Genomic DNA, 12,507 nt, shown 5'->3' with positions numbered 1-12,507 from the left:
ACTGTTTATATTTAGATGTAAGTGGAGGATAGCTCTTACAAAAAAAAGCCTGTAGCGTACACCACAGGCCCTTTTATAAGGTATCCAATCTTCTTAAAGACTGGGGATGTCTACTTTTTCTTTGACCAGTCGGTCACTCATAAACTCATCGAGGATCGTCCCCAATCGTCCGGAAATTTCACCAAGGATACTTTCCCAATCTTTTACTGTACCATCACAATTATCTGAAACGATCTTAATACTGTGAAAAGGCAAATTTTTGAGCATGCAGAAATTTGCCAGCGCATAGGATTCCATATCAAAAGCCAATGGGTTCAGGTGTTTGATATCTTGATAGAAGGCCGTATTGACATTGATAAAACGATCAGAAGTCAGGAGTGCTTCCTCGTAGTTAAATTCGTCAAGAGAAACCGATTCGATTGTTCCTTGCCCTTTTAGGAAAAGTGTATTTTCTAAAAAGAATCCATCTGTATAAGCATCACCCTGTGCATAGTAGTTCGGATACAATACATGCCCGATTGGATATCTTGTGCATCCTATTGTACCGACATTCAGTAGCACAGGGTTGATGCCCAGTGCTTTGATGTCTTCATAGAGCATTGCCAGTGACAATACTGCGTTTACTTTTCCAACACCTATTTCATAGATGAAGGTTGATTTATTTTCGGTAGTAAAAGATAATTCATTTTTATTTGCTACCAGAATGATTGTTTCAATCTCTTTGTTAAGAATCATTTAATTTTCTTCAATATAAGGGTATTCGAAAGCGAGCTCTCCAGCATTGATCAAATGCAAGAAATTGACACAGGCTTGTTTAGATGAAGGGAAATCCATGAACGTATAGTTACCACAGCTGATCGGGTTTTGGAAAGGAACTTCATAGCCTTCGGTCAAAATTGTTTCCAGGACTTCTTTCATCAATTCAGAAACAGCCTGAGGGCTTCTGTCTGTACCAGCTAAAACCACGTAAAACCCGGTGCAGCATCCCATTGGACCAACATAGATAACTTCATCGCCCAGAATTGTTCGAATCTCTGTCGCAAAACAATGCTCCAAGGTGTGCATCACCTCCGGAGATAACATGCGTTCCGGCGAATTCGGTCTGATCATGCGGATATCGTAAGTCGTATAGCTTTCAATAGCGCTACTGTCGGTATTGGAAGCTTTGGCATATATCCCTTGTTTCAATTTGGTATGGTCTACCGTGAAACTGTTTACTTTTTCTTTTTCTTTTGTATACATCTTATTCCGTATATAGCCATAAAGTCCGAGACTTTACAGGGGTTAAAAGTTGAATTTATAATTCCTACAAAGGTAGTAGATATTATTGAAAAAGATGGATGAAAAATCTATTTTAACACTTCATAATGTTCCACTGTCGGGAAGGGGTCATAATAGTGATGTAATAATTTTTCCCATTCCTTAAACAATGGAGATTCTCTGAAGCCTACTGTATGGTCCTCTAAAGTTTCCCATTCAACCAATAGAATATACTGATTATCCTTTTCAAGGCATTTGCGGAGTGAATGTGTGATGTATCCCTTGCTAGCGCTAATGTACTGGCAAGCAGTCTTATAATCACGTTCGAAATTAGACTGTTGTCCCTCGATAATTTGTAGTACGGCTACTTCTAAAATCATAATTTGTTTTTTAAATGTATAGTCAAGTAAATATATCAAATATTTCTACGATAAAAAAGGTCTATGTTTCCGTAATGACGGCTTTCAGACCCTGAGAAGCAATAATATCCAAAACGAAGGGTATCCCTGGGTTACGGTTTTCGGCATTCCATACCAACGATAAGGTGGTTCGCTGTGCCAAGCTATCCAGTTCAAGAAAACGCACATCAACCTGATAACCATTTTTTAAAGATGCCGGTACAATGGCGACCCCGAGACCCTGTGCCACCATATTAAATATTGTTAATGCATTTACTGTACGGAGCGTAACTTTTGGTGTAAATTGATGATCCTGAAAAATACTCATGACCAAATCATAATAGGAGTGACTGTAATTTTTGGAAAACAGAATAAAAGATTCGTTCTTCAATTGATATAGATCAAGTTTCTCCTGTTCTAACATGGGATGATTGTTTGGCAGTACCAGACTAAAATGTTCCGTATGGATAGGAAGGCTATGCAGTCCGATTGGTGTTTCGGTAAGACGCACAAAACCAAAGTCAAGTTCCTTTTTTTGAATGAGGTCCAATTGTATTTCATTGGCAAGTTCGTGTAGTGACAATTCGATATCAGGTTGCTTTTGTTTGAGGGTGACCAACAATTGAGGTAAAATTGTTTGTACTGCCGAGCCGATAAAGCCTAACTTTAAGGTGCTGATCTTCCCATTGGCCAAACTCTGGAGTTGGGTTTCAATCTGATCCATGTGCCTAAACAGTTCTTTAACCTCGTCAAATAGATAAGCTCCGGCTTCCGTCAAAGAGACATTTCTTTTATTGCGTTCAAATAGCGTTACCTGGTAGTTTTCTTCAAGCTGCTTGATCTGTCTGCTCAGTCCCGGTTGGGCTATGAACAGCCGTTCAGCAGCTTTTCTGAAATGGAGCTCTTCGGCTAATACTTTAAAATAAAGAAGATGTCTAAGTTCTATTTGATAATTCATGGTTATCAATTGATGATAAAAATGGTATTTCTAATTATTAAATATAGCGGCTAAATTTGATAAAAGCTTTATAATAATGGAAAAATTTTTATATGGCAGTGGACACTTAACAAGTTCCATTGCCTTGGCAATAGCAAAAGGGGAAGTCAAAGGAGAGATCTCGGCACAGGTGAAGGCCGATATCGATCGGAGTGCAGCCTATGTACGTCAGATTGTCGAACGCGGACAGGTGGTTTACGGTATCAATACGGGGTTTGGGCCACTTTGCACGACACTGATCGATGCAGATCAGACGCAGGTATTGCAGGAAAACATCCTGAAGAGCCATGCTGTTGGGATGGGTGAGCCCATCGCAAATGATTTGGCCAAACTCATGCTTATATTAAAAGTACACGCCCTAGCCAAGGGGTTCTCAGGTGTTCAGTACAGTACATTAGAACGTATTATATGGCACATCGAAGAGGATATTATTCCCGTTGTACCCAAACAGGGCTCAGTTGGTGCGTCAGGAGATCTGGCACCATTGTCCCATCTTTTCCTGCCTCTGATCGGGCTTGGAAAAGTGAATGTCAGGGGAGAGATTTATACTACGGAGTCTATTTTAGCGCAACATGGCCTCAAGCCTATTCAGTTAGGCGCTAAGGAGGGTTTGGCCTTGATCAACGGGACACAGTTTATGGCCGCGCATGGTGTGAAAGCAGTTAGCGAGTTCAACAGAGTACTTCAAAATGCGGATATTATCGCTGCATTGATGATCGAGGGACTGAATGGATCCATTAAACCTTTCTTCTCCGAATTACATCAACTGCGTCCACATGCTGGCAACCGCTATGTTGCGTCAAATATCCATTCCTTACTTTATGGGTCAGCGATTTTAGAAAGCCATAAAGATTGCTCGCGCGTTCAGGATCCCTATTCTTTACGTTGTATCCCACAGGTACATGGTGCTTCACGTAATGCATGGCTTCACTTAAAGGATACAATCGAGGTTGAAATCAACTCGGTAACAGATAATCCTGTTGTTATAAACGATGAATTAACGATCAGTGGTGGTAGTTTCCATGGACAGTCTATTGCTTTACCTTTGGATTATGCCACACTTGCTGTATCGGAAATAGGTAATATATCAGATCGGAGGGTGTATTTATCCCTGGAGGGGCAAACCAATGGCGTGCCTAAGTTGTTGATGAAATCGACAGGGCTTAATTCTGGTTTTATGATTCTTCAATATAGCACAGCTGCTATTGCAAGTGAGAATAAGGGTTTGTGTTTTCCAGCAAGTGCGGATAGTATCCCAACATCACTGGGACAAGAAGATCATGTGAGTATGGGATCTATATCGGGTAGGAAGCTGCTTCAGGTCATAGATAACGTGGATAAAATACTAAGTATTGAATTGTTATGCGCAGCACAGGCGAAGGATTATCATCACCCGCTGCGGTCTACTCCGGCATTGGAAACGGTTCATGAACGCATCCGGCAGTTTATTCCACATATTGAATCCGATCAGCCAATGGAAGCTTTGTTAACGAATGCATTGGAATTGGTCAAATCGGGCGAACTGATTACTCTACGTCAGCAGACTAATCCGAAGCAAGATGTTGAAGCCGCGCTGGTAGAGCGTTTTGATACATTTTAGATTGGCATATCATGGAAAAAGAGTTAAAACTTATAGGTCCTTTCAGGCAATTATTGACAATGGATCATATTTCATTGAAAGGTGCTATAAAGGATGCCGAATTACAGATTATAGATCATGCTGGCATTTTGATTGAAGGCGAAATCATTCAAGAAATAGGTGATTTTGACCTTTTATGTCAACAATGGCAGGAAAGAGCTACCATCATCCATCTTGAAGGTGATCAGGTTGCTTTACCAGGCTTCGTGGATTGCCATACCCACATTAGCTATGCAGGGCAGCGGGCAAATGATTTTGCGCTTCGTAACGCAGGCTCTTCTTATCTGGAAATTGCGGAATCCGGTGGTGGAATTTGGAGTACAGTATCCCACACAAGGGCCAGTACAGAAGATGAATTGGTTCAACTCACCATCGATCGCGCTAATTTTCTATTGCGTCAAGGTATTACAACCATCGAAGTTAAAAGTGGTTATGGTCTTCAAGTTGAAGAAGAACTTAAGATTTTACGCGCTATTAAGAGGGCAAATAACCAGACTGCTGCGGATTTAATACCGACTTGTCTAGCAGCACATATTCTGCCTCGGGACTATAAGGGGTCGGCAAAAGATTACCTTGACCTGATGGAGGCAACGCTCTTCCCAGAATTGAAAGCACAGCAGTTGGCCAATCGAGTGGATGCTTTTATTGAAAAAACAGCATTTGACGCCGAAACGGTCAGACCGTACTTGCAACGGGCCAAAGAAATGGGCTTCGATTTGACGGTCCATGCAGATCAGTTCAGCACCTCCGGAAGTCAAGTTGCAGTGGAATTAGGCGCACGATCAGCCGATCACCTTGAAGCATCCACAGCAGTAGAAATTGGACTTTTGGCACAGTCTGATACCGTTGCAGTGGCATTGCCTGCGGCGTCTATCGGTATTGGCTGTGCATTCACACCAGCACGTAAACTGTTGGACGCTGGTGCAAGTTTAGCAATCGCAAGTGACTGGAATCCGGGTTCTGCACCGATTGGCCAATTGCTGACCAGTGCCTGTATATTGGCAACAATGGAAAAGCTCAGCAATGCGGAGGTTCTGTCTGCCTTGACCTTCCGGGCAGCGCATGCCTTGAATCTGCATGATCGCGGGAAACTGGCAAAGGGAATGCGAGCGGATTTTAGTTTATTTAATACCAATAATTATCAAAATATCACTTATTATCAGGGAAGTATGCAGCCTTCAGCTGTCTGGAAAAATGGTAGAGAAGTGTTTTCAATTGAACGATGATGGACAATGTATTTAGTCGTGTAGTCGCAGAAGGTATCCCTTCGCAGCTGCCCCCAAAGATAGCGCGTGATCTGACTGTAAGTCATGCACCACGACGCAAAGATATTCTTTCGAAAAAAGAGGAAAAGCTTGCGCTCAGAAATGCCCTGCGTTATTTTCCAAAATCATGGCATGCGGAATTAGCGCCAGAGTTTTTGGACGAATTAAGAGCGTATGGGAGGATCTATATGTATCGTTTTAGACCAACTTATGAAATGTACGCCCGTCCGATAGCAGCCTACCCGGCAAAAAGTAAACAAGCAGCAGCCATTATGCTGATGATTCAGAATAACTTGGATCCTGCTGTTGCCCAACATCCCCATGAGCTGATTACTTATGGTGGTAATGGTGCTGTATTTCAAAATTGGGCACAATACCGCCTGACGATGCACTATCTTTCCCGGATGACAGATGAACAGACCTTGCATATGTACAGTGGTCATCCAATGGGCTTATTTCCGTCTTCGGAACATGCGCCCCGGGTTGTTGTCAGTAATGGTATGATGATTCCGAATTATTCGAAACCCGATGATTGGGAGCGGTACAATGCGCTGGGTGTCACCCAATATGGGCAGATGACTGCAGGTTCCTATATGTACATTGGCCCACAAGGTATTGTGCACGGAACAACAATTACGGTCATGAACGCCTTCCGTCGGCAGCTTCCAGTTGGAGAATCTATCCAAGGAAAAGTGTTTTTGACCTCCGGCCTTGGGGGGATGAGTGGTGCACAGCCGAAAGCAGGCAATATTGCTGGCTGCATTACCGTCTGTGCTGAGGTCAATCCAACAGCCGCGAAAAAAAGACACGAGCAAGGTTGGGTAGATGTATTGGTGGAAGATATTGCCCAATTGGTGGATCAGGTTCGCGTAGCGATGGATAAAAAGCAGTCGATATCTTTTGCTTATATCGGCAATATTGTGGAGGTCTGGGAAGCCTTTGACCGCGAGGATATTTATGTGACTGTCGGATCGGATCAGACTTCGCTCCATAATCCTTGGTCAGGAGGTTATTATCCGATGGGTTTATCGTTTGATGAATCCAATGCGCTGATGGCCGCTGATCCTGTTAAATTTAAACAATTTGTACAGACAACATTGGTCCGTCATGTAGATGCCATTAATAAACACGTTGCCAAAGGGACCTATTTCTTCGATTACGGCAATGCATTTCTGCTGGAAAGTAGCCGCGCTGGGGCAGCAATATTGGACGCGGATGGGGATAAATTCATCTATCCGTCTTATGTTCAGGATATTTTAGGTCCCATGTGCTTTGACTATGGTTTTGGTCCTTTTCGTTGGGTGTGTACTTCGGGAGAACCTTCGGATCTGGAAAAAACAGATCAACTTGCGATGGATGTACTGACATCGCTTCAGGCGATAGCGCCAAAAGAGATCCAACAGCAAATGTTGGACAATATCCAATGGATCAAGGAGGCCGGAAGGAACAAGTTGGTTGTTGGATCGCAAGCCCGTATCCTGTATGCAGATTCTAATGGCCGTATCGCTATTGCCAAAGCATTTAACGAAGCCGTTCGAAATGGAGAACTTGCTGGTCCAGTTGTATTGGGACGAGATCATCACGATGTCAGTGGAACGGATTCCCCTTATCGGGAAACGAGCAATATCTACGACGGAAGTCAGTTTACCGCGGATATGGCGATACATAATGTGATCGGTGATAGTTTTCGGGGTGCAACCTGGGTTTCCATTCACAATGGTGGCGGTGTTGGCTGGGGCGAAGTAATCAATGGTGGTTTCGGAATGTTGCTTGATGGTTCGGTAGCCGCAGATGGTAAACTGGAGAAAATGTTGTACTTTGATGTGAATAATGGTATTGCCAGGCGTGCCTGGGCGCGTAACAAAGAGGCAAACCAAGCCTTGGATAGTGCGATGGCAAGTAATCCAACGTTACAGGTTACCCGGGCACAACTTGTGGACGACCATATTATTGATGAATTATTTAATGAAAACGAATGAACCTTTTACTTAACCAGCAGGACTTATATACCCCGGGGGACCAAGCCGTCTGGAAAGGACGGATCGATGGCGAACAAAGGGATTGGATGCGCTGGCATCAATTAATGGAATGTACTGACCTGATGGTCAATCCAGATTTGAGTCAGTCAGTGGTGTTTCTGGGATTTTGCAGTGACGAAGGTGTTGTCCGCAACCAGGGGCGGATAGGCGCGAAGGATGGACCTGGTGCCATAAGAAACGTACTTGCTAATCTTCCGGTTCATTTTTCATCTAAACTTAAACTTAAAGATGCTGGTGATATTTTTCTAAACGATAGTGATTTAGAATCTTCACAATTAACGCTAGGATATGCCTTGTCCTCTATTCTTAAAGCTGGCGGATTTCCGATCGTTTTGGGTGGTGGACATGAGGTAACTTATGGCCATTATCTCGGAATAAAAGACTATTTACGTGACGGTGGGCATAAGATTGGTATGATCAACCTAGATGCGCATTTGGATATGCGTGCGCTTGCTGGGGGAAAGGGAAATTCAGGAACCGGGTTTTATCAGATCGAAGCGGACCGAAAAGATACGGACCAAGCGTTTCATTATATGGCGATAGGTATACAGGAGATCAGTAATACAAGTGGACTTATCAATTATGCAAAGTCTAAAGGTACACAGATTGTTGAACGCAAAGACCTGGTTCCAAGTAAACTCAATGCTATTAAGGATCAAATTGAAACATTTGCCAGACAGGTTGATTATATCTACTTAACTGTTGACCTGGATGCTTTCGCGGCTCCGTACGCACCCGGCGTAAGTGCGCTAGCCTTTAATGGCATTGTTCCGGATGATCTATTTTTCGATTTGTACAGCGCTATTATGGGGCTGCCTAATTTGAAATCCATGGATATTGCAGAGTTAAATCCATATTTTGATATCGATGCCCGTACAGCAAAACTGGCGGCAGATCTTATCTTTAAATTTGTAAATAGATTTTAGTCAGGTGTATCCGGATTAGCTTCGGTAAAATAATAAGGTTTATCTAAATGATAAAAGCAGGTTGGATTTTTTTCCAGTTAGATTCAACCTGCTTTTATTTTTCCCATCACGCTAAAAAAGCACATCAGCCAACGCTGCTTCTTTGTCAAACACTGACTTTGCAAAGGGGCAGAGGGGGAGGATTTTAAGATTTTCTTTTCGGGCAAATTCGACTGCAGCCATTAGTAGTTGCTTGCCTAATCCCTTGCCCGTATAGTTTTCGTTGACTTCGGTATGGTCAATGATAAATTTTGTTGGTCCAGCCCAGGTGTATGTCATTTGTGCAGCTGATTTTCCTTCGTCTACTGCCTCAAAACTGCCATGTTTTTCGTCGTTTTTATGTACTATTTCCATTGATGATAATTTGATATGTTATATAAAAGTATATCCAAAATAAGCAAAATCTTATCAACATTATTTTTAAACTGCTTATCCTATTAAATATGGCTGAAAATTGACCAAATGATAGTAGGCTGATCTTAGTTATTCTGCGATATAACATTACTTTAAGCTCTTTCGTTAAATAAATGCTAAAATACATAGATATACTAAATATGTTAGTATATTTGTTTTAGGAATGACTATGAATCGGAGCAAAAAACAAGAATTTGCCATTGTGGATATAGAAACCACAGGGGGTAATGCAAAATCCAGTCGGATTACTGAAATCGCAATCGTTATACACGACGGTAATCGCGTGTTGCATCGTTGGGAGACTTTGGTAAATCCAGGGGTTGAAATTCCAAATTCTATTTTTGCGCTTACCGGTATCGATAATGACATGGTTGCGGATGCACCTTTATTCGAGGACGTTGCAGCAGAAATTTATGCATTATTGAAAGATCGGGTTTTTGTTGCACATAACGTCAATTTTGATTATTCCTTCGTTCGCTTTCAGCTTCAGGAGGCTGGAATAGACTGGTCTTCCATTAAATTGTGTACCGTACGCTATGCCCGTAAGATCAAACCAGGGCTTTTATCCTATAGTTTGGGCCGTTTGTGCGATTACCTCGATATACCCATCGAAAATCGGCACCGGGCAGGCGGTGATGCCGACGCAACAGCGATTCTGTTCGCTTATCTTCGTGCGCTTGATACAGCACAGGTGTTTCAGGAAATGATCAAACATAAGGCTATTGATCAGCGGTTTCCGCCGCATCTAGATCGGAAGGAATTCGAGCAATTGCCCGATACTGCCGGTGTTTACTATTTTCATGATAAAGATGGAAAGGTGGTCTATGTGGGGAAGGCGGTCAATATCAAGAAAAGGGTGTTATCCCACTTTACAGGTAACAATATTCAGGCGCAGCGACAAAATTTTTTAAAAGAGATCTATCACATTAGTTATGAGTCCTGTGGCACAGAACTGATGTCCCTGCTACTGGAATGTGCGGAGATTAAACGACTTTGGCCCAAATATAATCGCGCACTAAAACGGTATGAACCAAAATTTGGTTTGTTTTGCTATGAGGATCAAAGCGGGTATCTCCATTTGGCAATAGGTAAAATGAATCGGATCCAAGATTGCATTCAGCTATTTCAACGCGAATACGATGCCATTCAATTATTACAGTCCTTTATGAAAGAAGGAGAGATTAGCGCTCAATTTTGTCATTTTGGCACTGCTAGTTTGGCAGCTAAATCTGTCAGTCGAGCTGATTTGCCTGACAAAGCATTGCATAACACACGTGTCGAGCGTTGTATTGATGAATGGTTGAAACAAAGACCATCTTTTGTATTTGTCGATAAGGGGCGGAGTATAGAAGAAAAGAGCTGTATTGTCATTGAAAATGGCCAATTTTACGGTATGGGATATATTGAGCTATATGGCCAGTATGTAGATTTTGAAGATATCAAAACCCAAGTAAAAGTTTATCCAAGTAATCATTATATGATGGAGCTGGTCAGGCAAATGGCTGAACGCTATCCAAATAAGGTGCATTTTCTGACGCAAAATCCGGCTGGACTTGTCGCGGCTGAAGCTGACATGGATTATGACAAAATTACCACAGAAAAGCTCTTCCAATAATATTAAATATCATAGTTTGTAGTGCCCGAAAGAGGAGATCCGTCATATCAATCTCAGCAATGTGTTAAAAAAATGTGAAATATAAAATCGACACTCTTTTTGGTCTAATAGTTGAAATATTCCTTGTGTAGAATAATAAAAAAAGACTTTTCATAATTTAGGTTAATAATTGGTTAGTTAAGACCTGGGGCTCCCAACCTCAGGTCTTCTTTTTTATATGCTAAGACACGTCTGTTTTTGATCTCGTAGATGCAAAGCGCTTCTGATTTAAAATGGAATCCTGTTATTTTTATTAAAAACATACTATTTGTGATTTTATCGTGTAACAGTAATAGTTTGTATATCAATTTATTGTAATTTGTCCCCCTTTTGTCCCCCTTGTTTTTTTCTCTAAAGGGTTAATTTGACTTACTTTAGTACATGCGTACTGTAATAGCGGAATTAGTAAACAAATATGGGGCGTTTTCTAAAAGTAGCTACGGTATATCTTATCCATATCTTTATATATAAAAAGGGCTTAGGCCCTTTTTTTGTGGCATACTGCTGGAGCCCGCTCCTTTGTTCTCCAATAAATCAACCTGCTGTTGCGCTTCATTAGAAGATTTGATGCTACTTTTTTGTACAGCTATCTAGGCTTAATTGTGTCGGGTGTGTGCTTATCTAGTAGTTAAAATGAATAAAAGTGTCTTTTTTTCTATTTTCTCCGTTTTCAGGAGTTCAATACCTCGTTTAAAGTACTGCTAAAGTACATATCGTTTTGTAACAAAATGGTACTTTATCTGTGCTTTATCTGTACTTAAGAGGTGCTATATCTGTAGGGGGGAAGTGGGACCTCCGTTTAGCCGCATTGAACGAATAGATAAAGTGTACTTTTTTAACTTTTGTATTTAGAATATTTCTTTATGCTTAAGGCTAAAATGCCGCTTACTTATGTTAAACAAACACGAAGTGAAGTAGTCGTATGAATGCACAAAAAAAGTAACAATGTCGGGGCAGCCCTGATTTTCATTAGGATGGAAGGTTGTGGATAGATGGCGAGTGCACGAATACACAAAAAAGAGTATCCAATTGCTTAGATACTCTCTTTTTTTTGTATTATTTAATGTTATAGCGATTAGAAGTTCGGTTTTAACAGATACTTATCATAGAAACGGAAGATATGATCTGCTGCTTCTTGAGCAGTATCGACAATACGGAAAAGTTTCAGATCTTCTTCACTGATATATTTGTTTGAAAGCATGGTGTCTTGCACCCAGTCTATAAGACCCTTCCAGTACGCTGAACCAACCAATACAATTGGGAAGCGGGCAATCTTACCTGTTTGAATTAAAGTAATCGCTTCAAAGAGTTCATCCATTGTTCCGAAACCACCAGGCATAACGATATAACCTTGGGAGTATTTCATAAACATTACTTTTCGTACAAAAAAGTATTTGAACTCAAGCAGTTTATCGCGATCAATATATTTGTTGTGAAATTGTTCAAATGGAAGTTCGATATTCAAACCCACGGATTTTCCGCCAGACTCATAAGCACCTTTATTTGCTGCTTCCATAATCCCCGGGCCACCTCCGGATATAATACCGTAGCCACGTTCCGTTAGTAGTGCGGCGATATCTACAGCCATTTGATAATATTTGTGTTCACGTGGTGTGCGTGCCGAGCCAAATATGGATACGCAGGGACCAATTTTAGCCAACTTCTCGAACCCGTCCACAAATTCTGACATGACTTTAAAAATCTGCCATGAATCTTTAACCTTAATTTCCTGCCATGTTTTGTTCTCAAAAGCGCGGATAATTTTATCTTCTTTTGTAATGTCCATATATAACGTTATACATTTAATTTCTAAAACCCATTTTTTTTCAAAAAGGAATACAATATAGCTATTTTTTTAATACTAGCTACTTTTTAC

Annotated in this window: 11 protein-coding genes; 5 read left to right on the top strand and 6 right to left on the bottom strand. The window is 41.3% G+C overall.

Annotation, left to right across the window (positions count from 1 at the left end):
- Nucleotides 1-93 precede the first annotated feature (93 nt).
- The 4 genes from BWD42_RS05965 to BWD42_RS05950 form a co-directional block, all read right to left on the bottom strand.
- Nucleotides 94-735 carry a hypothetical protein gene (locus BWD42_RS05965; RefSeq protein ID WP_077434083.1) on the bottom strand — a complete coding sequence of 214 codons (642 nt, stop codon included), beginning with the start codon at nt 733-735 and terminating at the stop codon, nt 94-96.
- Nucleotides 736-1,242, bottom strand: coding sequence for an S-ribosylhomocysteine lyase (locus BWD42_RS05960; protein WP_077434081.1), 507 nt, complete (start codon nt 1,240-1,242; stop codon nt 736-738).
- Nucleotides 1,243-1,349: 107 nt separating this feature from the next.
- Complete coding sequence (locus BWD42_RS05955; protein WP_077434079.1) at nt 1,350-1,640, bottom strand: antibiotic biosynthesis monooxygenase family protein; 291 nt, start codon at nt 1,638-1,640, stop codon at nt 1,350-1,352.
- 61 nt (nt 1,641-1,701) lie between these two features.
- Nucleotides 1,702-2,616, bottom strand: coding sequence for a LysR family transcriptional regulator (locus BWD42_RS05950; protein WP_077434077.1), 915 nt, complete (start codon nt 2,614-2,616; stop codon nt 1,702-1,704).
- A gap of 76 nt (nt 2,617-2,692) precedes the next feature.
- On the opposite strand from BWD42_RS05950, the gene hutH reads away from it, so the two are divergent.
- Genes hutH through hutG form a run of 4 tightly spaced genes read left to right on the top strand, consistent with a single transcriptional unit; the run spans nt 2,693 to nt 8,524 of the window.
- The gene (gene hutH, locus BWD42_RS05945) at nt 2,693-4,255 is read left to right on the top strand and encodes a histidine ammonia-lyase (protein ID WP_175991968.1); all 1,563 of its coding nucleotides are present in this window, start codon (nt 2,693-2,695) and stop codon (nt 4,253-4,255) included.
- An 11-nt stretch (nt 4,256-4,266) separates the two neighbouring features.
- On the top strand, nt 4,267-5,520 hold the full coding sequence (gene hutI, locus BWD42_RS05940) for an imidazolonepropionase (RefSeq protein ID WP_077434073.1): 1,254 nt from the start codon (nt 4,267-4,269) through the stop codon (nt 5,518-5,520).
- On the top strand, nt 5,517-7,538 hold the full coding sequence (locus tag BWD42_RS05935) for a urocanate hydratase (protein WP_077434070.1): 2,022 nt from the start codon (nt 5,517-5,519) through the stop codon (nt 7,536-7,538). Before hutI ends, BWD42_RS05935 begins: the two co-directional genes overlap by 4 nt.
- The gene (gene hutG / locus BWD42_RS05930) at nt 7,535-8,524 is read left to right on the top strand and encodes a formimidoylglutamase (protein WP_077434068.1); all 990 of its coding nucleotides are present in this window, start codon (nt 7,535-7,537) and stop codon (nt 8,522-8,524) included. The genes BWD42_RS05935 and hutG overlap by 4 nt, the downstream gene beginning before the upstream one ends.
- A 111-nt stretch (nt 8,525-8,635) precedes the next feature.
- Here hutG and BWD42_RS05925 read toward each other — a convergent pair whose 3' ends face one another.
- The gene (locus BWD42_RS05925; protein ID WP_077434066.1) at nt 8,636-8,917 is read right to left on the bottom strand and encodes a GNAT family N-acetyltransferase; all 282 of its coding nucleotides are present in this window, start codon (nt 8,915-8,917) and stop codon (nt 8,636-8,638) included.
- A 223-nt stretch (nt 8,918-9,140) separates the two neighbouring features.
- Here BWD42_RS05925 and BWD42_RS05920 point away from each other — a divergent pair, with 223 nt between their 5' ends.
- Entirely contained in the window at nt 9,141-10,592 is a 1,452-nt protein-coding gene (locus BWD42_RS05920) for an exonuclease domain-containing protein (protein ID WP_254846186.1), read from the top strand.
- Nucleotides 10,593-11,706: 1,114 nt separating this feature from the next.
- Here BWD42_RS05920 and BWD42_RS05915 read toward each other — a convergent pair.
- Nucleotides 11,707-12,411 carry a TIGR00730 family Rossman fold protein gene (locus BWD42_RS05915; RefSeq protein WP_175992021.1) on the bottom strand — a complete coding sequence of 235 codons (705 nt, stop codon included), beginning with the start codon at nt 12,409-12,411 and terminating at the stop codon, nt 11,707-11,709.
- Between the last annotated feature and the right edge of the window lie 96 nt (nt 12,412-12,507).

Origin of the sequence: Sphingobacterium sp. CZ-UAM, from assembly GCF_002000245.1 — a bacterium.
In the GTDB taxonomy this organism is placed as follows: Bacteria; Bacteroidota; Bacteroidia; order Sphingobacteriales; family Sphingobacteriaceae; genus Sphingobacterium.
This window is presented reverse-complemented; position numbering and strand designations above follow the sequence as displayed.

Coding starts and splice junctions, on each gene's coding strand:
- BWD42_RS05965 (WP_077434083.1), bottom strand. CDS start 735: ATGATTCTTAACAAAGAGATTGAAACAATCATTCTGGTAGCAAATAAA.
- BWD42_RS05960 (WP_077434081.1), bottom strand. CDS start 1,242: ATGTATACAAAAGAAAAAGAAAAAGTAAACAGTTTCACGGTAGACCAT.
- BWD42_RS05955 (WP_077434079.1), bottom strand. CDS start 1,640: ATGATTTTAGAAGTAGCCGTACTACAAATTATCGAGGGACAACAGTCT.
- BWD42_RS05950 (WP_077434077.1), bottom strand. CDS start 2,616: ATGAATTATCAAATAGAACTTAGACATCTTCTTTATTTTAAAGTATTA.
- hutH (WP_175991968.1), top strand. CDS start 2,693: ATGGAAAAATTTTTATATGGCAGTGGACACTTAACAAGTTCCATTGCC.
- hutI (WP_077434073.1), top strand. CDS start 4,267: ATGGAAAAAGAGTTAAAACTTATAGGTCCTTTCAGGCAATTATTGACA.
- BWD42_RS05935 (WP_077434070.1), top strand. CDS start 5,517: ATGATGGACAATGTATTTAGTCGTGTAGTCGCAGAAGGTATCCCTTCG.
- hutG (WP_077434068.1), top strand. CDS start 7,535: ATGAACCTTTTACTTAACCAGCAGGACTTATATACCCCGGGGGACCAA.
- BWD42_RS05925 (WP_077434066.1), bottom strand. CDS start 8,917: ATGGAAATAGTACATAAAAACGACGAAAAACATGGCAGTTTTGAGGCA.
- BWD42_RS05920 (WP_254846186.1), top strand. CDS start 9,141: ATGACTATGAATCGGAGCAAAAAACAAGAATTTGCCATTGTGGATATA.